The following is a 22,300-nucleotide window of genomic DNA, read 5'->3' as shown; positions in this document are numbered from 1 at the left end:
AAGCCGCCCTCAATTCTTATCGGCTGGAAAATGAGAGCGCGCCTTTGCAGCCCGCTCTGCAGGAGGACATGACATGCGAGGACTGCAATCGCTTCCGATTTTTGCTCGGGTCGGGATATTGGGGGCGCTGGTTGCCATCACGCTGATCTCGCTGGCGGCGACGCTGTGGTATAGCGACAATGCGACGACGCACGCCTTGGCACGCCAGAAAAACTTCACCGACATCGAGCGTCTCTCGCTTGAGATGGAAGTTGGCGCGCTGCAGATGCGTCGCCGCGAAAAGGACTTTCTGCTTCGCAATGAAGCTCGCTATCTCGACCTCTATCAGACCGATGCCGATCTTGTAGCCGAGCGGCTCGCCGGTCTTCGCCAGCTCGACACGCCTGACGAAATCACCGAGGCGCTTGGACGTCTGGAAACCAATCTCCCACAGCATCGCCAGGTCTTCGCCGATGTGGTGGCGGAACAGACGGTTCTCGGCCTGACGCATGAAGAAGGACTGCAAGGTGCCCTGCGCTCGTCGGTCCGTGACGTGGAAGGCCGCCTGGCCGATTTCAACGACGCGGATCTGACCGTCATCATGTTGATGATGCGCCGACACGAGAAAGACTTCATGCTGCGCGGCACCCCGCGCTACATCGCCTCCTTCGATGCCCGTCAGACCGAGTTCGATGAACTCCTGGCGCAGCGCGACTACCCGGCAACCGATGTCGCCGCAATTCGCGGTCTGATGCAGGCCTATAACCGCGACTTCCACGCTTGGGCTGAAGGCCAGCTGGCCCTCAACGAGACCATCGGGCAACTCTCCGACATCTTCGCAGACATGTCGCCGGACTTCGATCAAATCCTCGAAATCGCCCAGATCGAAGGCCGGGCTGCGGTCGCATCACTTGAGGCCGAGCGCAACCGGATTCGCATGATTACCCTGGGCCTGGTTGTCGCCATTGCCGCCATCGCCGGCCTGCTATGCTGGTGGGTGGGCCGCTCGATTGCCGCTCCCATCAAGGCCTTGACTGACGCCATGGGCGAACTCGCCGACGGCAAGACCGACGGCCAAGTCCCGGCCCAGCGCCAGGGTGGGGAGATCGGCCAGATGGCCAGCGCCGTGCTGATCTTCCAGAAGAACCAGATCGAAATCGATCGCATGCGCGCAGAGCAGGCCGAGGCCGACGCACGGGCTGCCGATGAAAAGCGCCGCATCCTCAACGAAATGGCAGACGAGTTCGACGCCAGCGTCGGCAGCATTGCCCAGGATGTCACAACGGCATCATCCGCCATGATTCAGGTCGCCGGTCGCCTTCGCGACGTGGCACAGCAATCGGACGAGCGCTCCTCCATCGTCGCCAGCGCTGCGGAAGAAACATCGGCCAACACCCAGGCTGTGGCCTCGGCTGCGGAAGAGTTGACCAGCTCGATCCAGGAGATCAATCGCCAGGTCACCGAATCCCGCACCCTGACCAGCGATGCCGTCCAGGAGGCCGACGTCACTCGAACCACCGTATCCGGCCTCGGCGCCGCCGTGGTCAGGATTGGCGATGTCGTCACCCTGATCCAGTCCATCGCCGAGCAGACCAATCTGCTCGCGCTCAACGCCACCATTGAAGCCTCGCGTGCCGGCGATGCTGGCAAGGGTTTCGCGGTTGTCGCGTCGGAAGTGAAAGCACTCGCGGACCAGACCGCCAAGGCCACGCTGGAAATAGCCGACCAGATCGAGTCAATCCAGAAAAGCGGCGATCACGCGATCACCGCGATCGGCTCCATGGTGACCACGATCGACCGTGTCTCACAGAGCACGACCGCCATCGCTTCGGCCATCGAGCAACAGGATGCCGCCGCCCGCGAGATCGCCGGGAGCGTGTCCCAGGCTGCCGCCGGAACCTCGCAGGTCACCGAGAGCATTGCCGCCCTGTCGAGCAATGTGCGCGACACCGATTCCGGTGCCGGGGAAGTGCTGACAGCCGCCCAGGGTGTTTCTTCGGACGCTGAACGCCTGAAGGACGCGCTGGCCAGCTTCCTCGACCAGATCCGTGCGGCGTGATCCGGCAGAGAAAGGATAAAAGCATGCAAACCCTGACCCTGATCAGCATCACCGCGCTTGCCTGCCTGGCGTCTACCCAAGCCGATGCCCAGGAAGGTGCCTTCAGCTTCGCACCGGCGCCGCGCTGGGACAGCGCCGATGGCGAGATCTCCATCAAACTCCGCGGCCGCCTCTTCTATGACTGGGCCGATGTCGACTGGACGAGCCCGAACAGCGCCGCGCCCGCCGACCAGGACGAATATCGCACCGCCCGCCTCGGCTTCGAAATCGAACACGGCCCGGTCAAACTCGTCATGGAGTATGATTTCTCCAGTGACGACGCCAAACCCAATGACGTGCTGCTGGCGATCGACCTGCCGGAAGGCGGTCTGCGCATCGGCCATTTCAAGACGATGAACTCGCTCGAGGAAGCCACCTCCTCTCGCTACATGACCTTCATGGAGCGCGGCATGTCGACCGATCTGTTCGGCCTCGATCGTCGCATCGGCGTCGCCTACAGCTGGGCCGGCAACGGATTCACGGCCAGCGCCGGTGTGTTCGGGGGCAGGATGGACGACAATTTCGCCTTCCGCGAATCCGATGGCTCCAGCGCCGTGGCCGCCCGCCTCACCTGGTCAACGATCGTCGATGACACACGCTGGCATGTCGGCGGCTCCTGGCGCAGCCTGGATTATGACGGCGGCACACGCGTACGGGCCTATCCGCAGGCTCATCTCGCCAACCGCTTCACCGCCGCCGACTATCGGACCGGCGCAGTGCCTGGCACGGCCGACAGTTCGGACTTCTTCGGTCTGGAGCTGGCGGCGATCCGCGGTCCCTTCCACCTGCACAGCGAAGTTGCCCGCATGTCCATCGACGGACCGGCCGGTGATCCGAGCTTCACGTCCGGCATGGTCCAGGCCGGCTGGATCCTCAGCGGCGAAGCCCGCCCCTACAAGGAATCCGGTGGCACCTTCAGCCGACTTCGTCCGGACAGCCCGGTCACCGACGGCGGTTGGGGCGCGTTTGAAATCGCAGTGCGCCACGATCTCAGCGATTTGAGCGATGCCAATCTGGGGCGCATCCGGGCTACGACGCTGGGCGCCAACTGGTATCTGCACGACCATCTGCGCGCGATGGCCAATTACGTGACCGCCCGCATGAATGCGACCGGCTTTACCGAGACCAGCGACGCGATCCAGTTCCGTCTCCAGGCCGATTTCTGACCCGCGGCGACATCACCATGCAAAAGGGGCGCGGCCAGATGGCCGCGCCCCTTTTCATTTTCAGACCGGTCCGGTCTTAGCCCCGGCCACGATAGCCCGGAACATCCTGATCCGGGATCCACACGCCCTTCGGCGGTTTACCGGTGGCGAAGAAGACGTCGATAGGAATACCGCCGCGCGGATACCAATAGCCGCCGATGCGCAGCCAGACCGGGTCCAGCACCTCGACCACCTTCTGCCCTATACCCGTCGTGCAAGCCTCGTGGAAGGCACCGTGATTGCGGAAACTGCCGAGGTAGAGCTTGAGCGACTTGCTCTCCACAATCCAGTCGCGCGGCACATAGTCGATGACCAGATGCGCGAAGTCGGGTGCCCCGGTTACCGGGCAGAGCGAGGTGAATTCGGGGCAGACGAAGCGCGTCATATAGGGCGCGTCGCACGGATTGGCGACGCGCTCGAGTTCGGCGGCTTCGGGATTGTCGGGCAGCGGGGTCGATGCCCCCAACTGGCCCAGATTGTCGTAGCGATCATCAGTCATGGCGCCGACTTAGTCCCGGTGTGCGCGACAGGCAAGCCTATCCTGCGACGATCACTTCGTCAGGCACCGGCATGGCCGTGCGCGAGAAGACGCGGCGAATACTGAAGCTGGAGACCAGACGGGTCACACCGGGCAAACCTGACAGGACTTCGCGGTGCACGCGCTCATAATCATTGGCATCGCGCACCAGGACGCGAACCAGATAATCGGCATCGCCGCTCATCAGATAGCATTCCATGACTTCGGGGACGTGTTCGACCGCCTTTTCAAACCCGACCAGCGTATCGCGCTTTTGATTGTCCAGCGTGACCTGGACATAAACGGTGATGCCCCGCCCCAGCGCCTGCTCGGAGAGGATGGCCACATAGCGGTCGATAATCCCGGCCCCCTCCAGCGCCTTAACGCGGCGATGGCAAGCTGAAGCCGACAGGCCGACGCGCTCGGCGAGCTCGGCATTGGTCAGGCGACCATGTTCCTGAAGCTCATTGAGGATGGAGATATCAACACTATCAAGGCGCAAGACACACTCTCCCGGACATCATGGATAAAATCGCAGATCATTCTGGATTATCGCGAAGGCTTGGTATATACGTCGCCCCCAACGTCGATTGCTGCACAATAATTCACATCAATCGCTCCGCGTTGTCAAATTTAATCACGCAGACGGCTTCCGACGCAAAAAGCATCGAAGAAGCACCGCGCTGCCCAAGCTGTGAGGGAAGATCATGCGTATCGGGGTTCCCAAGGAAATCAAAGTTCGCGAATACCGGGTTGGCCTGACGCCGAACAGCGTCGCCGAATTCGTGCGCCATGGCCACGAGGTTTTCGTCGAAACCGCCGCCGGTGAAGGCATCGATTTCACCAATGAGGACTATGTAGCCGCCGGCGCGACCATTCTGCCGGACGCGGCCGCAGTGTTCGAAGCCGCGGAAATGATCGTCAAGGTGAAAGAGCCCCAGCCGTCGGAAACGGCGATGCTGAAGCCGCACCACACGCTCTATACCTATCTCCACCTCGCCGCCGACCCGGTCCAGGCCGAGGGCCTGCGCAAGGCCGGTTGCGTATCGATCGCCTATGAAACCGTCACCGATCGCGATGGACGCCTGCCCCTCCTGACTCCGATGAGCCAGGTTGCCGGCCGGATGTCGGTCTCGGTCGCAGCGCATTGCCTTATGAAATCCCAGGGCGGTCGCGGCACCATGCTGGGCGGCGTGCCCGGCGTGCTGCCGGCCAAGGTCGTGATTATCGGTGGCGGCGTGGCCGGCACGCATGCGGCCGAGATGGCAATCGGCGCACGCGCCGACGTCACGGTCTTTGATCGCTCGAATCGCCGCCTCGCCGAACTCGACGAGCAATTCTCCGGCGCGGTGAAGACGGCCTATTCGACCCAGGCCGCCCTCGAGCAGGCCGTGCGCGAAGCCGATGTTGTCATTGGCGCTGTGCTGATCCCGGGCGCTGCGGCCCCGAAACTGGTGACGCGCGAGATGCTCAAGGAGATGAAGGATGGCGCCGTGCTTGTCGACATCGCCATCGACCAGGGCGGCTGTTTCGAAACCTCCAAGGCCACCACGCATGACGACCCGACCTACATCATTGATGGTGTGGTCCATTATTGTGTCGCCAACATGCCGGGCGCCTATGCCCGCACATCAACCTTCGCCCTGAACAATGCGACCCTGCCGCTCGGCCTCGAGATCGCGAACAAGGGTACAAAGAAGGCGATCAATGAAAACCCGCATCTTCGCGAAGGCCTGACCACGGCGGGTGGCGAAGTCTGCCACCAGCTGGTCGCCGACGATCTCGGCCTGCCCTGCGTCAAGCCGGACTGGCTGAACGCCTGATCGCGCGCACTCTCGAAGCTTCCATCGGGGCGGGCACCACAAGGTGTCCGCCCCTTTGCTTTTGGGCCGTCCGCCGGTACAGCGTGCAAGTGTCACAAGAATCACCGAGCCTGTGGCGATCACCGCGGTTGGGGAGACCGCCGGACGAGGGGATGGATAAGTGACCCAGCGCTATGACCTGGTCATCTTTGATTTCGACGGAACACTGGCCGACAGCCTGACCTGGTTCCGTGGTGCGCTCGGCGAAGTGGTCGACAAGCACGGCCTCGCCCCTATTTGCCCGCAGAAGGCGGAAGCCTTGCGCGGGCTGACCCCCAAGGCGATCATGGATGAGCTTGCCATCCCCGCCTGGAAAATCCCCTTCATCGCCGCCGATGTTCGCGCCCGGGCCGCCGAAAATGTGGATCAGATCCACTTGTTTGACGGGATACGCGACATGATCGAGGCGCTGGCCGATCATGGTGTGTCCCTGGCGGTTGTATCCTCGAATGGAGAAACCGCAGTGAAGGCCGTGCTGGGCGAGCGCCTGGCGGATCAATTCGACCAGTTTGCCTGCGGTGCCGCCCTCTTCGGCAAGGCGTCGATTTTCCGCAAGGTTATCAAACGCGCCGGAACAATGCCCGAGCGGACATTGTGTGTCGGTGATGAAGTTCGTGACATCGATGCTGCGCGCGAGGCGGGCTGCGCCGCCGGCGCCGTCGAATGGGGGTTTGCGACCGCGGACATCCTGCGCGCCCAGTCACCCGAGCACAGCTACCGCAAGCCCGCGGACATACTGGCCAGCCTGTCCGCGTCGTCCCGAAGCTCCCAAACGGCCTGATTGGTCGACCCCGTCCTTCGGGGCCGGGGCCGACCGGACTGGGTCAGGCGCAGACGCGCGCTTTCGCCGCGTCATACTCCGCCTTGAGCTGGTCGATATACTCGGCAGCCGGACGGACCTGCTTCACCGAACCGATGCCCTGACCAGAACCCCAGATATCCTTCCAGGCCTTGGCCTTGGAGCCACCGCCGGAGCCGAAATTCATCGCCGAGGGATCGCTTTCCGGCAGCGCATCCGGGTCGAGGCCGGCATCGATGATCGACTTCTTGAGATAATTGCCGTGCACGCCGGTAAAGAGGTTCGTGTAGACAATGTCCTCGGCTGAGCCTTCAACAATGCCCTGCTTGTACGCCTCTTCCGCGCGCGCTTCGGCGGTCGCGATGAAGGCGGAGCCGATATAGGCATAATCTGCGCCCATGGCCTGGGCTGCGAGGACGCCGCCCCCGGTCGAGATCGCGCCTGAGCACAGGATCGGGCCGTCGAACCAGGACCGTGTCTCGGAAATGAAGCCGAAGGGCGACAGCGCGCCGGCATGGCCGCCGGCGCCGGAGGAGACGCAGATCAGACCGGTCGCCCCCTTCTCGATCGCCTTGTGGGCAAAGCGCTGATTGATGACGTCATGCAGTGTGATGCCGCCCCAACCCTGAACGGCCTGGTTCACTTCCGCCTGGGCGCCAAGCGAGGTGATCACCACCGGCACCTTGTACTTTTCGCACAGTTCGAGGTCTTCCTGCAGGCGGTTATTGGAGCGGTGGACGATCTGGTTGACCGCAAAGGGGGCCGCCGGATTGTCCGGGTTGGCGCGGTTATAGCTCTCCAGCTCCGACGTGATCTGGTCCAGCCACTCATCGAGCTGGCTGACCGGACGCGCATTCAGCGACGGAAAGGAGCCGACAATGCCGGCCTTGCACTGGGCCAGGACGAGGTCCGGATTGGAGATAATGAAAAGTGGCGCGCCAATGACAGGCAGGCGCAACTTCCCCTTGAGAATGTCGGGTTCGGCCATGGGAATCCCCTCTAATATATCGACCAGGCTCGCGATCGCTTCTGGTGGCGATCCGCGATTGAACAGGGTTCACGTCAAACGTTAGAGAGAGCGGTATGGGATGTCGAGCGCGCGGTGAAGCGCGCTACTCATCGTGACTGGCGGCCGCCTGAACCCCCTCGCCCGCGCCCGAGAGGATCAGCGCGAAGAGCAATCCGATCAGGATATTGCTGGTCAGCATCCAGCCCAGAGACCAGCCGCCGACAAAAAGGGCGGCGTCGATGAGAATTCGTCGTGTCATGACGACCAAGGAGCCTGACGATCCGGGCCAAGATAAGGCCGTTTGGTGGCAGTCTCAGCGGGATGATGCGACGTTGCGTCCCACCCACTCCCGGTCAGGTCGGCGTGCCATCCGGCGGTGCATCGACATGGGCCCACATATAATAGGCCAGCCAGGAGCGATAGGGTTTGAACAGGGCGGCGGTGCGCACCGTCTTGCGCCGTTTCGAGGTCAGGCGTTCCAGAGTTTTGCGGGCGGCGACATCACCATCCGGCCAGACATCATCCTCACCGAAATAGAAGATGTTCATCATGTCGGCCGTCCATTGCCCAACGCCCCAGATCTCGGTCAACCGGTCGGTTCGCTGGTCGATCGGCAAGGCGCGCAATGCGTCAGTGTCGAGACCGACTGTGCGATGGGTCTCGGCAATGGTGATGATGGTGCGTGTCTTGGCGCCGGACAGGCCGCAGCCTCTCAGCGTGTCGGCATTGTCAGGGCAGAAATGGTCGAGCAAGTCGGCACCTTCCGCACTGGCTTCAACCCGGGCCCAGATACTCTGCGCCGCCTTGACCGATATCTGCTGGCCAGCGATGGCGCGGCAGAGATAGGCCGGAAAGGGTAGATCATCGCGCCGCGGCAGATCGAGCGGACCGAGCTTGCCGAGCGCGGCGTGCAGAGCCGGAAAGAGCGGTTCAGCCGCTGACAGGAGACGATCATGGACGGCGCGATGCGGCATGATCACAGGCTAGCCCCCTGTTGCACGGTGGTCGACGGAAATTTGATCGACCGAGAGGACGCGAAGGCTTGATCACGCCCCGGAATGGCTGAATGTTCCCGGGTTGGGGCGAGGGGGCGTATCGCGACATGAAGCTTTTCCGACTAATGGGCCAGATTCACCTCTGGTTGGGCATAGCCTTCGGCGTGCAGGTCATGCTGTGGCTGATCTCAGGCCTCATCATGGTGATTATCCCGATCGAAGAGATCCGCGGTGAGCATTTGCGGCATGACCCGGCCGAGTTGGTACTCGACTGGGCCGACGAGGCCCTGCCGCTGGCGACCATCATCGCCGCGCAGGACAGCGAGGTGACGTCGGCCCGGACCGGTTGGCTGGCCGGTGCCCCGGTCTGGCGCCTCGAAACAACGGACGGCCCCCTCATGGTCGACGCAGTCAGCGGCGAGACACTCTCCCCGATCAGCGAAGCCGTGGCGCTCGACATCGCGCAGACGCGCCAGCGCGGCCTGGGCGAGCTTGCCTCGATCGATTGGCTGACGGACCCGCCACGGGAAGCCGGCCTCGCCATCCCAGCCTGGCGGGTCGAATTCGCCGCTGGCGAGACCACCCCGCCGACCACTTTCTACATCAACAGCCAGACCGGCGAGTTGCGGGCGGTCCGCACCACGGCCTGGCGCGTCTATGACTTCTTCTGGGGCGTGCACATCATGGACTGGTCGAGCCGGGAGAATTTCAATTCCTGGTGGATCAAGGTGACCTCCATCATCGCCCTCCTCTTCGGCCTGGCCGGCGTCTATCTGACCGTCTATCGGCTCTGGATGATGGGGAGACGCCGTCGGGCTTAGCCGACGCGGTTCTGCTGCGGCCCGCTCCTTTTCGCCCAGATTCCGATTGACACGCTTCTCCCCGCGTGGGCGGTGAGAATGGCTTGCCACCCGAAGCTCAAGGGGCAAAGGGTGGTGCGGGCGGCCGGACTTGAACCGGCACGGCCTTGCGGCCGGCAGATTTTAAGTCTGCTGCGTCTACCGATTCCGCCACGCCCGCGGGAGGGACACAAGCGCGATCCTACACAGCTTCAGCGGACTGGCCAGTAGGCGCGTCAGACCTCGCGCAGCCAGTTGCCGTCACCATCAACGACACCCCCCGCTTCCAGGATGGCGCGCATCGGACCGAGCGCCTTGGCATGGCGCTTCCAGCGTCCGATCGAGCTGGAATAAAGCGGCTGTCGGACCTGGACGGAACTGGCGGTCGCGACGCTGCCCGCCTGGGTGTGGAAGTCGAGGCAGGCCGGGTCCCAATCGAGGTCGCAATGCGCGACCAGACGCCTCGCCTCAGCTTCCAGATCGGCGACCACATCCTCATAGGCGATCTCGGTATAGCGATCCGCCGGCAGGGTCGCCGCCCAATGGGAACGCAGTCGGTCGAAGCCGAGATAATAACGGGCGCAGTCCTCCAAGTCGTAGGCGTAGTTGTAATAGGAGAAGCTGGTGGCGAAGAGCTGACGGTAATTGCTCAAACAGGCATCGATCGGATGACGTCTCAGGCAGATGATGCGGGCGTTGGGAAGCGCACGCTGGATCTGACCGGCCCAGACGATATTGAGCGGCATCTTGTCGACAAAGCGGGCCGCATCGCCCGCCAGGTCGGCGACACTGTCGAGATAGGCCTGTCCCCATTGCTTAGCGTCGACGGTGCTGGCTGCGCGCAAGGTGGCGGCATCCATGACATAGGGACCCGGTGTGGCGGCAAGCCGCTTGCCGATCAGCGCGAAGCTGGACAATTCTCCGACCGATCGGACGTGCGGATGAGCGCCGAGAATACGGTCGACCAGCGTCGTTCCGGTGCGCGGCAGGCCGACGATGAAGACCGGGCGCTCACTGTCCGCGCCACCACGTGTGGGGGACCGGGTTGTCGCGGCATTGGCAGCGGCGTCGAAAAGCGCGTCATCCGCTTCAGGGTCATAGCGCCGCGATTCGCGGATACCGGCCTTGGCCCGGCCGAGCCAGTCCAGCGCCTCGCTATCGCGACCGAGATCCTCCAGTGTCTTGGCAATTGCATGACCGAGATGAAGTTGGCCCTCCTCGTCGTCCGCCCGGCGCCCGTTAAAAGCCGCTATCAAGCCATTCAGCCGATTATCGGCCTCGCTCTGCCGACGCAGGCCGACAATGGCCGACCGCGCCTTCACATGATCCGGCGCCAGGTCGAGTGTCCGGGCATAGGCGGCTTCGGCGCCTTCGAAATCACCGGCGAACTGGCGGGAAGCGGCAAGATTATAATGGTAATCTGCCCGGTCCGGGTCCTGGGCGGTGGCCGCTTCGAACAAGCCGATCGCAGCCTCGTGGTCGCCCAATCGCGTGAACACGACACCGATCGTGTCGAAGGTCAGCGCGTCGCGTGGCCCCAGCGTCCCCGCCTGCCGGGCCGCCGTGGCCGCAGCATCGCGCTGGTTGAGCGCAAGGAGCGACTTGGCCTTGTGTGCATGCAGGCGAGGGTCTCGCGGTGCGAGCACCAGGCCCCGGTCGAAAATCTCCACCGCCTTGGCATGATTGGCGTGGTCGGCGGTCAACAGGCCGAGCAGGAAGAAAGCTTCGGGATGCGGACCCGCCTTTTGCAGCACGTCGAGACACAGGGCGTGTGCCTCCCGGTACTGCCGAGCCTCCAGCGCTGCAGCGGCGGCATTGAGGTGCGATTCGACGCTCACCCTGTCACAGCGCCTGTGGGGGCCAGATCCTGAACGCCGACGGGCTTTTTGTGCTGCGCATGCGAAGCTCCTTCGCACCTGCAGCGTGTCGCCTGCGCAACAGGTACCAGAATAAAACGAAATTGTGACATGAATTTAACTCACCGCAATTGCTTTCACTACCAGCAAGAGACCATGATTAACGCACAATTTCATTCGGAGAATCCAGTCATGGCCGCAATACCCAAAGCATCGCTTCGCGCACGCCTCGCCTGTTCGATCAGTGTGCTTGCCCTGCCACTCGCCGGTCTTGCCGGTCCCGGCGCCGCTCTTGCCCAAGACAATGGCTCGTCTTCCCAGGACGTGATCGTCGTCACCGCAACGCGCCGCTCCGAGACTGTTCAAGACGTGCCGCTCAATATCGCCGCCATCGGTGGTGCCCAGATTGAAGAGCAGGGCTTCGAGGACCTCGCAGACGCCCTCGCCTATGTTCCGGGCATCAATATCGTCGATCGCGGTGGACGCCAGGGCAATCCGATCATCGTGCGCGGCCTCAATGCCGACCCGATCAATTCCGGCGACGGCAACAATGATGGCGGCGGCACGGTGGCCACCTATCTCGGCGAGATACCGCTTTTCATTGATCTCAAGCTCAATGACCTGGAACGAGTCGAGGTCCTGCTTGGGCCGCAAGGCACGCTTTACGGTGCCGGTACGCTGGGCGGTGCCATTCGCTATCTGCCGAACCGTCCGGAGTTTGACAGCAATATGCTGAGGATCCGTTCGTCCTTCTATCAATACTCCGAGGCGAACTCGCCGTCGGCGGACATCGGCTTCACCTTCAACCACTCGATGTCCGAAACCTTCGCCATTCGCGGTTCGCTCGACGTACTGCAGGATTCGGGCTTTACCGATTACACATTCCGCGTGCGCGAACCGGGTGTCTCCAACCCGGTACCGGACTTCAACGACCCCGCCGATGTCGCTGCCAATCTCGCGCCTGTCAGCGACGCTGATGGCGAAGAAGCCGTTTCCGGGCGCATCGCGGCCCGCTGGGCTCCGACCGATTGGTTCGACGCCACCGCGACCTACTACTTCCAGAACCAGGACATTGAAGGCCGCCAGATTTCCTCGCGCCGCGCGCCCATTCCCGCCGGTGATTACGAGTCCGGCTTGCGTGTGCTGGAGCCCATCGAGCGCAATAACGAGCTCTTCGCCCTGGAAGTCACCGCTGATCTCGGCTTCGCGGAGCTGACCTCGGCCACCGGATTCGGTCGCTATGACGCGGAAGGCCAGCGCGATCAGACCGACCTGCTCATCTCGCTGGAATACTCCTATGAGAGCTTTCCCAACTTTACAGCCTTCACCCACGAGTTGACCGAAGACGAGTTCTTCAACCAGGAAGTCCGCTTGGTCTCGACCTATGAGAGCCAGTTCAACTGGATTGTGGGATTCTATTACAACAAGGCCGAGTTCGTTGGGTCCTCCGAGGAGTACACGCCGAACTATGCCGAGTATGTGAATGACAATTTTGGCTTCGGCCTGACCGAGAATCCGACCGATCTGGAGTATTTCTCAACCAGCAATACCGAGCTGACGGAAAGTGCCTTCTTCGGCGAGCTTGGCTGGGACGTCACGGATCGACTTTCGGTCACGGTTGGCGGTCGCTACTACGAGTATGAGCTGGAATCGGTGTCGACCGTGGATTTCCCGCTCTTCGAAGCGCCGACCTACACGCCGCTGACGATTGACGAAATCCGCAACCTCGCCTTCGATCCGGCGCTGGCCCAGTCGGATGACGGCTTCCTCTACAAGTTCAACATCGCCTATGATCTGAGCGATGAGGTGCTGGCCTATTTCACGGTCTCAGAGGGCTACCGCATCGGGGCATCCAATGGCCTTGGACCATGTCCCGCCTTCGACCCGAATGCCACACAGGGTGCCTGCGCCCTCGCACCGGGCCAGCAATACGGTCCCAACCCGGGAGATATCGCCCAGTTCGACGAACGCCAGTTCGGTCCGGACCAGACGACCAATTACGAGCTCGGTGCCAAGACGACATGGGCCGGCGGCGCGGTGACGCTGAATGGTGCCATCTTCCTGGTCGAGTGGACCGACCCGCAAGTATCCTCCGCCACGGTCAACGCCAATATCCCGATCACGGTGAATGCCGCCGGTGCGGAGTCGAAGGGTTTCGAGCTTCAGGGCAGCTGGCAGGTGGCCCATAATTTCGAACTGCGTGGGACCTATTCCTTCACGCAATCGGAACTGACGGCCGATGTGCCCTTCCTGGTCCGGACCATCACACCGCCGGGCTTCGGTTCGGCCTTTGAAGATGGCCAGGCCGGCGATCGCCTTCCGGGCTCGCCCGAAACCCAGGCCTCGGTCTTCGGTCGTTACACGACGGACCTCGCGAGCGGTGCCCAGCTGAACTACAATCTCGGCATTTCCTACACGGGCGATATCCTCACCCGTACGGGTGGCCGGGGCAGCAGTGCCACGCTGGACAGCTATTTCGTTGCCAATGGCTCGATCAATTATGACGCTGGCGACTGGGGCGCGACGCTTTTCATCAACAATATCGCTGATGAATATATCGAGACCGGTATCCGAGGAACGGCGTTGTCGAACCAGGTGATCAATGGCCAGCCGGTGCGCAGCCACTACGCCAATGTCGCCCCGCCGCGGACGATCGGTGTGCGCTTCTACTACCAGTTCGGCGATTGATCCCGGACAGGTATCAAATCTGAAACAAGAAGAGCCGCACCTTTCCGGGTGCGGCTCCTTTCGTTGGACGACACAAGCTGGAGGGTCAGGGCTTCTCGCCACCCTCCGCATCGATCCCGGCAGCCCGGTTCACCAGGTCGAGAAATTCAGCGCGATAGCCGAATTCATCCTCACCGAGCGCATGACGGGCGGTCTCGGCAATTTCGGCCCAACCATAATCATCACCCAGATAGGCATCGCCGCGCAGACGCTGGGCAAAGCCGGCAACCGCGATGGAGAAACGCGCCTCCTGTGGGGCGTCGTCAAAGGCGCTGACCGCATCGGCATCGGTCACCGGCCGCTCGATCAGGCGGCTGTCATCCTCGCCCGGACGCTTGTAGCGCAGGCGCAGATGCCCGAACTCGCCACTCAGATCGGGTTCGGCCGACGTCGCGCCGCCATAGCGCAACGGCTCCATCAAGACGCCTTCAGAGCCCGGCGCAGCGATCTCGTAGATCGCCGTCACAGCGTGGCCGGACCCGACCTCGCCGGCATCGACCTCGTCATTATTGAAATCGGCCCGGTCGAGCAGGCGCGTTTCATAGCCGATCAGGCGATACTCGGCGACGCGCGCCGGGTTGAACTCGATCTGGATCTTGACGTCTTCGGCGATCGTGAAGAGCGAGGAGAAGCTTTCCTCGACCAGCATGCGCCGGGCTTCCTGGCGGCTGTCGATATAGGCCGCCGTGCCATTCCCGGCTTGGGCAATCGTCTGCATCATCTGATCGTTGTAATTGCCGCGACCAAATCCCATCACCGACAGATAAATGCCGGTGTCACGCTTGCGAGCGACAAAGTCTTCCAGGGTCTCGTCACGGGTAACGCCGACATTGAAATCGCCATCGGTGAGCAACATGACCCGGTTGACGGCCTCGGCGTCGAAATTGCGCTCGGCGAGGTCATAGGCCAGTGCCAGACCCGCTCCGCCGGCGGTTGATCCGCCAGCGCTCAGGCGATCCAGCGCCCGATGGATCTCGCTGGCATCGCGCGCCTCGGTCGGCTCCAGCACGGCACCGGCAGCCCCGGCATAAACGACCAGCGCAACGGTATCATCGGGATGGAGCTCATCGACCAGCATGTGCATGGCCTGAACGGCCAGGGGCAGCTTGTCGGGATCATTCATCGAACCGGAAACATCGATCAGAAAGACCAGATTGGCCCGCGGGCGCTCTTCCGGGATGATCTCATAGCCCTGAATTCCGATATGCAGGAGCTGGGTGCCGGCATTCCACGGTGTCGGGGTGACCGTCACATGGGTCGCGAACGGCTCTTCCGGTCCGGGCGGTAGGGCGTAGTCATAGTCGAAATAATTGACCATCTCCTCGATCCGCACGGCATCGCTTGGCGGCATGCGGCCATATTCCAGCGAATTGCGGACCAGCGAATAGCTCGCCGTGTCGACATCGATGGAGAAGGTGGAGACGGGCTCTTCGGCGGTAGAGATCACCGGATTGGGGTCCACATCCTCATAGCGTTCGCGGTCTTCGGGTTGTTGGTTCGGCACAAGCATCGGGCTGGGTGCTGCAAAGCTGCGGGAATCCATCCGCGCCCCGGTGACCGTCACCATCTCGGCCATCGCTGGCGGTGGGGGCGGCGGCGGCGCTGGAGGCGGCGGCGGTGCGGTTGGTGGCGCAACGGTCGCTGTGCAGGCCGCAAGCATGGCCAGCCCGGCCGCGCTGATCAAAAGAACGCGTTTCATGGAATCCCCTTCCGGTCCCAAAATCCCTCACTCAACAGCGTGAGGGCACTCCGCGACCCCGACAAGTCGAAAACGGGGCGATCTTGGGGCAGGCGAGTACGGCCAGTGCATATTGGGGACAGGTAGAATTAACACGTCTTGCGGGCGCCGCTCGGCGACGCCTGAGCCGCGCGTTAATTCTACCTGTCCCCCATTCAGCGCCCTCAATCCTCCGGATCAATCCGCGGGGGGATCCCCACCGCTTCCACCATCTCCGCAATCCGCGCGATTACCTGATCCAGCTGGTCCTCATCCGTCGCACGGGCAACGAGATGGGTACCTCGCTTGATTTCGCCGGCTTTCACCTCAAGGAAATAGGGATAGGAGCCGATCGAGACGTCCGGGAATTCGGTCGCCAGCGTGCCGAGGGCTTCGGCGACATCGCCTTCACGCAGATTATCGCCTTTCACCGAGCGGGATTTAGTCACCGCCCCGCCCTCAAGCCGGTGATCGATATCATTGAGCATGCCAGCCACGATCGAGGGCACGCCGGCCAGGGTGAAGACATTGCCGGTCTGGAAGCCCGGCGCGCCGGTGACCGGATTGGCAATCAGGCTGGCGCCGTCGGGAATGCGCGCCATGCGTTTGCGGCTTTCGGTGACCGGGGTCTCGGTCTTGGCATACCAGTCCTCGATGATCGCCAGCGCATCGTCGCGGACATCGATGCCAACACCAAAGGCCGCGGCAACGGCGTCGGCCGTAATGTCGTCATGGGTCGGGCCGATGCCGCCCGTGGTGAAGACATAATCGCAAGCGCCGCGCAGCGCGTTGAGGGCGTCGACGATGGTATCTGTCTCGTCCGGCACCACACGGCATTCAATGACATTGATCCCCAGCGGCGCGAGAAAGCGGGCAATCTGGTTGAGATTCTTGTCCTGGGTCCGGCCGGACAGGACTTCATCGCCAATCAGGAGTACTGCCGCCGTCACCCGCTTGTTTGCCGTCATGAGAATCATCCTTAAGTCGTGCGTGCCAACGGGTATATGTGGCGCCAGAAGGGAAGTCCAAACCATGCAGTTTCCAAGCGAACTTATCCCCGGCCGGCTGGTGAAACGCTACAAGCGCTTTTTCGCCGATGTCGAGCTGGACACGGGCGAGGTCGTGACCGCGCATTGCGCCAATACCGGGGCGATGACCGGTATCAAGGAACCGGGCCTGCCGGTCTGGCTGTCGCGCTCTGACAATCCCAAGCGCAAGCTGAAATACACTTGGGAACTGGTCGAGGCCGAAGGCACGCTGATCGGCGCCCTGCCCAATCTTGCCAATGCGCTCGCCGAAGAAGCCGTCAATGCCGGGCTGATCACGGAATTGACCGGCTATGACAGCCTGCGCCGCGAAGTGAAGTATGGCGAAAACTCCCGCATCGACCTCCTGCTGGAAAGCGATGGCCGCCCGCCCTGCTGGGTCGAGGTCAAGAATGTGCACTGGCAGCGCGGCCCCGGCATTGCCGAATTCCCCGACGGGGTGACCTTGCGCGGTGCCAAGCATCTGGTCGAGCTGGCCAATCAGGTCGCGGCCGGCGAGCGCGCGGTCCAGCTCTTCATCGTCCAGCGCAGTGATTGCGACGTGTTGCGCCCGGCCGAAGATATTGACCCGGTCTATGCCCGCACCCTGCGTGAGAGCGCGGCCGCTGGCGTTGAAGTCCTCGCCTATGCCTGCGACGTATCCCCGAAATCGGTGACCATTACCCGACCCATGCGCGTGGAGCTGTGAGCATGAGCAATGACTGGAATGGCTGGGACCTGCCGGACGCCTATATCCATCGCATTACGGTGAGCGAGCGCGATATCGACAGTTTCGGGCACGCCAATAATGCCCGCTATCTGGAATGGGCCGATGACGCGGCGTGGACGCACTGGTTCTCCAAGGGCGATGAGTATTCGATGGAGGCTTGCGCGGCAGAGGACCGCGGCATCGCGATTATCCGCACGGAAGCAGACTATCTCGGCCATGTCCGTTCCGGCGATGAGATCGACTGTGCTGTCTGGATCACGCAATCGGATCAGCGCCTGCGCGCCGAGCGCCGCTATCAATTCCGCCGGGTCAGCGATGGGGCCACTGTCTTTCGTGCCCTCACCAAGGTCGTTTGCTTCCAGCTCTCAACCGGCCGCCCGGCTCGGATGACACCAATCTTTTCAAATCACTACTCCGTCCTCCCCTCTGTAGCGGCAGCACTTGTGACTGAAAATTAACAAAGCCGCGCCGTTGTGCGTCACTCCTCCCCCCCTATAGTCCGGCCCAACACCAACACCTCTTTGGGGGAGGCTTATACATGAAGTATCTTATTCCGGCGCTGGCCGGTCTGGCGCTCGTCGCCTGTACGGCGGCCAATGACACGGACACGGTCGCTGTTGAAACCGCCGAAGCCGGCTTCATGCCGGATGTCAGCGCGGTCAATATCGAAGCCCATATTCGCTTCCTCGCCTCGGATTACCTGAACGGCCGCGACCCGGGAACCCCGGGTTACGAGATCGCCGCCAACTACGTGGCCTCGCAGATGCGCCTGCTCGGCCTCGAGCCGGCCGGCGATGACGACGGCTATTTCGCCCAGGTCCCGCTGCACGAAGTGCGCCCCGACGCAGACTACAACCAGCTGACGCTGGATGGTGAAGTCTTCGAGCACGGCACCGGCGCCTATCTCTTCTCCAATCCCAGCGTGCTGGAGGCGGAGGTGACCGGCGAGCTGGTCTTTGTCGGCCATGGCGTCTCTGCCGCCAATCGCGGCCATGACGACTATGCCGACCTTGATGTCGACGGGAAGATCGTCGTTGTCATGGGCGGGGTCCCCGAAGGTGTTTTCGAAGGCCTTTCCGAAGAACGCGCTCACCACAATTCCGGCACCACCAAGCGCAATGTCGCCGCCGCGCACGGCGCGATCGGCATGATCTCGCTGACCAGCTGGACGCCGGAACAACTGACCGGCTTCACGGAAGGGTTCGGATCCCGCCCCGCGGTCCGGCTCACCAGTGCGACCGGCCCGTCCGGCTATGACCGTGTTGCCGCCTCGGCCAATGTCACGGCCGAGCTGGGTGCCCGTCTGTTCGAAGGATCCGAGATGAGCCTGGAAGACGTCCAGGCCGCCATGAGCGCAGAAGAGCCAAGCTATCCGCGCTTCGCGCTGCCGCACACGGTCACGCTACGCCAGCGCACCCTGTCCGAGCCCTTCGACTCGCCGAATGTGGTCGGCATGATCCGCGGCTCCGATCCGGAACTGGCTGACGAAATCCTGGTACTTACGGCTCACCTCGACCATATCGGCGCGGTCACCGAGGAGATGCGTGCCGGCGGGTCCTGCCGGACATCGGACGACAGCGACACGATCTGCAATGGCGCTGTCGACAACGCCTCGGGCATCTCGATCATGCTGGAAACGGCGCGCACCTTCCTGGCCCAGGGCGCCCCGCGTCGTACGGTGCTTTTCGTCGCCCTGACAGCGGAAGAAAAGGGCCTGCTGGGTTCCGAGCATTTTGCCCGCAATCCAACCGTGCCGGCCGAGCAGATCGTGGCCAATGTCAATCTCGACATGCCGGTCATCGTCTACGACTTCGCCGATGTGATCGCCTTTGGCTCCAACCACTCCAATCTGGGCCCGATCGCTACGCGCGCGGCGGCCCGGATGGACATCGCCGTGTCCGAAGACCCGCTGCCGGAGCAATCGCTCTTCGTGCGCTCGGACCATTACAACTTCGTGCGGGAAGGCGTGCCGTCCCTCTTCCTGATGACCGGCTTCTCCTCGCCGGATCCGCGCTGGGATGAGGGCGAAGGCTTCATGGGCTTCCTCACCACGCATTATCACCGCCAGACCGATCAGCTTGATGGCGAGCTGGAAGTTCTGTTCGAACAAGGCGCCAAATTTGCCAACATCAACTATCTGATCGCCCGCGAGATCGCTGACAGCGATGAGCGGCCGGCCTGGAATGATGACAGTTTCTTCGGCAATCTCTTTGGTGACGATACCGAATAGATCCCGCCGGACGGGCTTTTTGCCCGGCTGAGAAATGCAGGCGCGCGCCGTTCCAAACGGCGCGCGCTCTGTTTATAAGCAGGGGGCAAAGGGAGCGAAAACTTGACCACTGCCTACGAGACCGTGACCGAAGACGACGCGTCCAGCCCGCGCGATGGCCGCATCAAGCTGCATGGGCCGGAAGCCTTTGCCGGCATGCGCAAGGCTGGCCGCCTGGCCGCGGAGATTCTCGACATGCTGGTCGAGCATGCCCGCCCGGGCAATACGACCGCCTATCTGGACAAGCTGGCGCGTGAATACGCTTTCGATCACGGCTCGGTGCCCGCGACGCTTTTCTATCGCGGTTATCGCCACTCGCTCTGCACCTCGATCAATCACGTGGTCTGCCACGGCATTCCCGGTCCCAAGCCGCTGAAGAGTGGCGATATCGTCAATATTGACGTGACCGTCGTCGTCGATGGCTGGCATGGCGATACCAGCCGCATGTACACGATCGGCGAGCCACGCCGGAAGGCCGAGCTTCTGGTCGACACGACCTATGAAGCCATGATGGCCGGCATCAATGCCATCAAGCCGGGCGTCACCCTGGGCACAATCGGCGCCATCATCCAGGATTATGCCGAGGAACGCCGCTGCTCCATCGTTCGCGATTTCTGTGGCCATGGTCTCGGCCAGAACTTTCATGACAGCCCGAATGTCCTGCATTTCGGCGAGCATGGCGAAGGTCCCGAACTGAAAGAGGGCATGTTCTTCACAGTGGAGCCCATGCTCAATCTCGGGCGACCGGACGTGAAAGTCCTGTCCGATGGCTGGACCGCCGTCACCCGCGACAAGTCGCTCTCGGCCCAGTTCGAGCACTCCTGTGGCGTCACCGCCGACGGCGTCGAGATCTTCACGACCTCGCCCAAAGGCCTGCACAAACCGCCCTATTCCCGCGCCTAGCTCATGACCGAGCTGGCCCCGCATACAGGTCATCGAGACCGGCTGCGCGAGAAACTAACCTCAGCGGGCGGTATGGCACTTCACGATTATGAATTGCTGGAACTCTACCTCTTTCGCTCCATCCCGCGCCGCGACACCAAACCCATCGCCAAGGCGCTGATTGCCCGCTTCGGCGATCTGGGCGGCGTCGCCGGGGCCGAGGTTCGCGAGCTGACCACCATCAAGGGCGTGTCCGAGCGCGTCGCCGCCGATCTCAAACTCATCCAGCCGCTGGCCGAGCGTCTCGCCCGTGAACAGGCGATCGGCCGACCGGTCATCACGTCCTGGTCAGCCCTGGTCGCCTATTGCCGCACCGCCATGCAGCACGCCACGACGGAACAATTCCGCGTGCTGTTCCTCGACCGCAAGAACAAGCTGATCGCCGACCAGGTGCTAGGCGAAGGCACGATCGACCATGCCCCGGTCTATCCGCGCGAAGTGGTCAAGGCCGCCCTCGCCCACGAGGCCTCGGCCATCATCCTGGTGCACAACCACCCGTCAGGAGACGCCACACCCAGCCAGGCCGATATCGAGATGACCCGCACGCTGATGGAGATCTGCAAACCGTTCGAGATCGCGGTCCATGATCATCTGGTGATCGGCCGCGAGAATACGGCGAGTTTCAAGACGTTGGGGTTGATGTAGACTAACGGCGACGGGAAGGGGCGCCCGCGAAAAAGACACCCGACACGAATACCAGGCCCCCGATGAACATCATCAAGGCGATGATCACCCACCACTCAACATCAGCGTCCTTCTGGAGCCTGTTGAAATAGCTCGCGCCGCCGAGCAGGAGACTAAACAACACGGCCCGGAGCAGTGACGCAGGCACTGCCGCCTTCATCCGCCGAACCGACGCTTCCAATTCTTCAGGCGTCGGCTTGGAACCTTTCATGCGCTCACCCCTTCACATTCAATCGGGTCGCGCGAGACCAGCACATCGAACCATAAATCACTTGTCAGCCAGCAGGCCGTATCCGTTTCTTCCGGTCAAGGGCCCGAAGGGCCGCAAAGCGGGCATGCCCCTTGACCGGAAGAAACGGATACGGCGACATCCCGGCAAGCGGTTTAAGACGCGGTGCGCGCGGTGCGCTTCAATACCACTCCCACAATTTGTCATCCCGGCCGGATAGCCTGCGCAGGCAGGCTGGAGAGCCGGGACCCATTCGCGCGGATGCCTGCCTGATCAAGCATATGGGTCCCGGATATGCGCCCCGCTGTCGCGGGGCATTCTTCCGGGATGACAACAGCGTGTAATAGCTGAGGGGCCCTACTCTTCCGGCTCAATCGGCTGCCAGAGCTCGATCTTGGTCCCGTCCGGATCCATCACCCAGGCAAAACGGCCATAGCTGAAATCCTGCGGCTCCCCCTCCAGGGCGACGTCTTTTTCTTTGAGACGCGCCAGCATCGAGTCCATGTCGTCGATGATCAGATTGATCATGAAGGGCTTGTCCGACGGTTTGAAATAATCGGTGCCGTCCTTGAAGCCGGAGAAGATGGTCCGCGCGCCTTGCGGGAAGGCCTTGCCGCTGTCGGCGTGCAGGAAATCGGCCCCGCCATAATCATTGAGCTTGAGGCCTAGCTTGTCCTGATACCAGGCCATCAAGGCTGCCGGGTCCGGACTGTGAAAGAAGATACCGCCCACACCGATCACATTTGCCATGCTTGTCTCCCCTGATCCGGTCGCCAGCCTAGCGTGCAAGTCCGGCCCGGCCCAGCCCTGCGCCATGA

General features: G+C 62.5%; 21 protein-coding genes and 1 tRNA gene. 11 read left to right on the top strand and 11 right to left on the bottom strand.

Annotated elements, in window-relative coordinates; genetic code table 11:
* Positions 1–73 precede the first annotated feature (73 nt).
* A complete protein-coding gene (locus Q0X62_RS14245; RefSeq protein ID WP_297737239.1) occupies positions 74–2,038 on the top strand; it encodes a methyl-accepting chemotaxis protein in 1,965 nt (654 codons plus the stop codon).
* A gap of 23 nt (positions 2,039–2,061) precedes the next feature.
* Positions 2,062–3,243 (top strand): porin, encoded by a 1,182-nt coding sequence (locus Q0X62_RS14240; RefSeq protein ID WP_297737236.1) that lies wholly within the window; start codon positions 2,062–2,064, stop codon positions 3,241–3,243.
* A 76-nt stretch (positions 3,244–3,319) separates the two neighbouring features.
* On the opposite strand, the gene queF is transcribed toward Q0X62_RS14240, so the two are convergent.
* A complete protein-coding gene (queF, locus tag Q0X62_RS14235) occupies positions 3,320–3,781 on the bottom strand; it encodes a preQ(1) synthase (RefSeq protein WP_297737233.1) in 462 nt (153 codons plus the stop codon).
* Between the two features lie 37 nt (positions 3,782–3,818).
* Entirely contained in the window at positions 3,819–4,301 is a 483-nt protein-coding gene (locus Q0X62_RS14230; protein WP_297737229.1) for an Lrp/AsnC family transcriptional regulator, read from the bottom strand.
* A gap of 205 nt (positions 4,302–4,506) precedes the next feature.
* Between Q0X62_RS14230 and ald the strand changes: the two genes are divergently transcribed.
* A complete protein-coding gene (gene ald, locus Q0X62_RS14225; protein WP_297737226.1) occupies positions 4,507–5,622 on the top strand; it encodes an alanine dehydrogenase in 1,116 nt (371 codons plus the stop codon).
* Positions 5,623–5,782: 160 nt separating this feature from the next.
* Entirely contained in the window at positions 5,783–6,442 is a 660-nt protein-coding gene (locus Q0X62_RS14220; protein ID WP_297737223.1) for an HAD-IA family hydrolase, read from the top strand.
* Positions 6,443–6,485: 43 nt separating this feature from the next.
* On the opposite strand, the gene Q0X62_RS14215 is transcribed toward Q0X62_RS14220, so the two are convergent.
* From Q0X62_RS14215 to Q0X62_RS14205, 3 genes are all read right to left on the bottom strand, one after another.
* A complete protein-coding gene (locus Q0X62_RS14215) occupies positions 6,486–7,448 on the bottom strand; it encodes a nitronate monooxygenase family protein (RefSeq protein WP_297737220.1) in 963 nt (320 codons plus the stop codon).
* Positions 7,449–7,572: 124 nt separating this feature from the next.
* Positions 7,573–7,728, bottom strand: coding sequence for a hypothetical protein (locus Q0X62_RS14210; RefSeq protein ID WP_297737217.1), 156 nt, complete (start codon positions 7,726–7,728; stop codon positions 7,573–7,575).
* A 94-nt stretch (positions 7,729–7,822) separates the two neighbouring features.
* Positions 7,823–8,443 carry a DNA-3-methyladenine glycosylase 2 family protein gene (locus Q0X62_RS14205; protein ID WP_297737214.1) on the bottom strand — a complete coding sequence of 207 codons (621 nt, stop codon included), beginning with the start codon at positions 8,441–8,443 and terminating at the stop codon, positions 7,823–7,825.
* Between the two features lie 128 nt (positions 8,444–8,571).
* On the opposite strand from Q0X62_RS14205, the gene Q0X62_RS14200 reads away from it, so the two are divergent.
* Positions 8,572–9,285 (top strand): hypothetical protein, encoded by a 714-nt coding sequence (locus Q0X62_RS14200; RefSeq protein ID WP_297737210.1) that lies wholly within the window; start codon positions 8,572–8,574, stop codon positions 9,283–9,285.
* Positions 9,286–9,397: 112 nt separating this feature from the next.
* Here the strand turns inward: Q0X62_RS14200 and Q0X62_RS14195 are convergent.
* Positions 9,398–9,484 (bottom strand) — tRNA-Leu (locus Q0X62_RS14195).
* 55 nt (positions 9,485–9,539) lie between these two features.
* Entirely contained in the window at positions 9,540–11,141 is a 1,602-nt protein-coding gene (locus Q0X62_RS14190; protein WP_297737207.1) for a tetratricopeptide repeat-containing sulfotransferase family protein, read from the bottom strand.
* A gap of 210 nt (positions 11,142–11,351) precedes the next feature.
* Between Q0X62_RS14190 and Q0X62_RS14185 the strand changes: the two genes are divergently transcribed.
* Complete coding sequence (locus Q0X62_RS14185; RefSeq protein ID WP_297737204.1) at positions 11,352–13,847, top strand: TonB-dependent receptor; 2,496 nt, start codon at positions 11,352–11,354, stop codon at positions 13,845–13,847.
* 85 nt (positions 13,848–13,932) lie between these two features.
* On the opposite strand, the gene Q0X62_RS14180 is transcribed toward Q0X62_RS14185, so the two are convergent.
* Together Q0X62_RS14180 and Q0X62_RS14175 are read right to left on the bottom strand one after the other, a co-directional pair.
* Entirely contained in the window at positions 13,933–15,585 is a 1,653-nt protein-coding gene (locus Q0X62_RS14180; RefSeq protein WP_297737201.1) for a VWA domain-containing protein, read from the bottom strand.
* Positions 15,586–15,788: 203 nt separating this feature from the next.
* Positions 15,789–16,571: a molybdopterin-binding protein gene (locus Q0X62_RS14175; protein ID WP_297737198.1), complete on the bottom strand. Its 783-nt coding sequence runs from the start codon at positions 16,569–16,571 to the stop codon at positions 15,789–15,791.
* Positions 16,572–16,635: 64 nt separating this feature from the next.
* On the opposite strand from Q0X62_RS14175, the gene sfsA reads away from it, so the two are divergent.
* From sfsA to radC, 5 genes are all read left to right on the top strand, one after another.
* The gene (sfsA, locus tag Q0X62_RS14170; RefSeq protein WP_297737195.1) at positions 16,636–17,337 is read left to right on the top strand and encodes a DNA/RNA nuclease SfsA; all 702 of its coding nucleotides are present in this window, start codon (positions 16,636–16,638) and stop codon (positions 17,335–17,337) included.
* Between the two features lie 2 nt (positions 17,338–17,339).
* Positions 17,340–17,816 (top strand): thioesterase family protein, encoded by a 477-nt coding sequence (locus Q0X62_RS14165; RefSeq protein ID WP_297737192.1) that lies wholly within the window; start codon positions 17,340–17,342, stop codon positions 17,814–17,816.
* An 80-nt stretch (positions 17,817–17,896) separates the two neighbouring features.
* Positions 17,897–19,588: a M28 family metallopeptidase gene (locus Q0X62_RS14160; RefSeq protein ID WP_297737189.1), complete on the top strand. Its 1,692-nt coding sequence runs from the start codon at positions 17,897–17,899 to the stop codon at positions 19,586–19,588.
* Positions 19,589–19,690: 102 nt separating this feature from the next.
* Positions 19,691–20,530, top strand: a complete 840-nt coding sequence (map, locus tag Q0X62_RS14155) for a type I methionyl aminopeptidase (RefSeq protein WP_297737186.1) — start codon at positions 19,691–19,693, stop codon at positions 20,528–20,530.
* Positions 20,531–20,533: 3 nt separating this feature from the next.
* A complete protein-coding gene (gene radC, locus Q0X62_RS14150; protein ID WP_297737184.1) occupies positions 20,534–21,214 on the top strand; it encodes a DNA repair protein RadC in 681 nt (226 codons plus the stop codon).
* Between the two features lies 1 nt (position 21,215).
* On the opposite strand, the gene Q0X62_RS14145 is transcribed toward radC, so the two are convergent.
* Both Q0X62_RS14145 and Q0X62_RS14140 read right to left on the bottom strand, forming a co-directional pair.
* Complete coding sequence (locus Q0X62_RS14145; protein ID WP_297737181.1) at positions 21,216–21,464, bottom strand: hypothetical protein; 249 nt, start codon at positions 21,462–21,464, stop codon at positions 21,216–21,218.
* Between the two features lie 375 nt (positions 21,465–21,839).
* A complete protein-coding gene (locus tag Q0X62_RS14140) occupies positions 21,840–22,232 on the bottom strand; it encodes a VOC family protein (RefSeq protein ID WP_297737178.1) in 393 nt (130 codons plus the stop codon).
* Between the last annotated feature and the right edge of the window lie 68 nt (positions 22,233–22,300).

It is taken from the genome of uncultured Maricaulis sp. (genome assembly GCF_947259345.1).
Taxonomy (GTDB): domain Bacteria; phylum Pseudomonadota; class Alphaproteobacteria; order Caulobacterales; family Maricaulaceae; genus Maricaulis.
This window is presented reverse-complemented; position numbering and strand designations above follow the sequence as displayed.

Bases quoted from the DNA above. Each gene is read 5' to 3' on its own strand.
- Q0X62_RS14245 (WP_297737239.1), top strand. From the start codon at position 74: ATGCGAGGACTGCAATCGCTTCCGATTTTTGCTCGGGTCGGGATATTG.
- Q0X62_RS14240 (WP_297737236.1), top strand. From the start codon at position 2,062: ATGCAAACCCTGACCCTGATCAGCATCACCGCGCTTGCCTGCCTGGCG.
- queF (WP_297737233.1), bottom strand. From the start codon at position 3,781: ATGACTGATGATCGCTACGACAATCTGGGCCAGTTGGGGGCATCGACC.
- ald (WP_297737226.1), top strand. From the start codon at position 4,507: ATGCGTATCGGGGTTCCCAAGGAAATCAAAGTTCGCGAATACCGGGTT.
- Q0X62_RS14215 (WP_297737220.1), bottom strand. From the start codon at position 7,448: ATGGCCGAACCCGACATTCTCAAGGGGAAGTTGCGCCTGCCTGTCATT.
- Q0X62_RS14210 (WP_297737217.1), bottom strand. From the start codon at position 7,728: ATGACACGACGAATTCTCATCGACGCCGCCCTTTTTGTCGGCGGCTGG.
- Q0X62_RS14205 (WP_297737214.1), bottom strand. From the start codon at position 8,443: ATGCCGCATCGCGCCGTCCATGATCGTCTCCTGTCAGCGGCTGAACCG.
- Q0X62_RS14200 (WP_297737210.1), top strand. From the start codon at position 8,572: ATGAAGCTTTTCCGACTAATGGGCCAGATTCACCTCTGGTTGGGCATA.
- Q0X62_RS14185 (WP_297737204.1), top strand. From the start codon at position 11,352: ATGGCCGCAATACCCAAAGCATCGCTTCGCGCACGCCTCGCCTGTTCG.
- Q0X62_RS14180 (WP_297737201.1), bottom strand. From the start codon at position 15,585: ATGAAACGCGTTCTTTTGATCAGCGCGGCCGGGCTGGCCATGCTTGCG.
- Q0X62_RS14175 (WP_297737198.1), bottom strand. From the start codon at position 16,571: ATGACGGCAAACAAGCGGGTGACGGCGGCAGTACTCCTGATTGGCGAT.
- sfsA (WP_297737195.1), top strand. From the start codon at position 16,636: ATGCAGTTTCCAAGCGAACTTATCCCCGGCCGGCTGGTGAAACGCTAC.
- Q0X62_RS14165 (WP_297737192.1), top strand. From the start codon at position 17,340: ATGAGCAATGACTGGAATGGCTGGGACCTGCCGGACGCCTATATCCAT.
- Q0X62_RS14160 (WP_297737189.1), top strand. From the start codon at position 17,897: ATGAAGTATCTTATTCCGGCGCTGGCCGGTCTGGCGCTCGTCGCCTGT.
- radC (WP_297737184.1), top strand. From the start codon at position 20,534: ATGACCGAGCTGGCCCCGCATACAGGTCATCGAGACCGGCTGCGCGAG.
- Q0X62_RS14145 (WP_297737181.1), bottom strand. From the start codon at position 21,464: ATGAAAGGTTCCAAGCCGACGCCTGAAGAATTGGAAGCGTCGGTTCGG.
- Q0X62_RS14140 (WP_297737178.1), bottom strand. From the start codon at position 22,232: ATGGCAAATGTGATCGGTGTGGGCGGTATCTTCTTTCACAGTCCGGAC.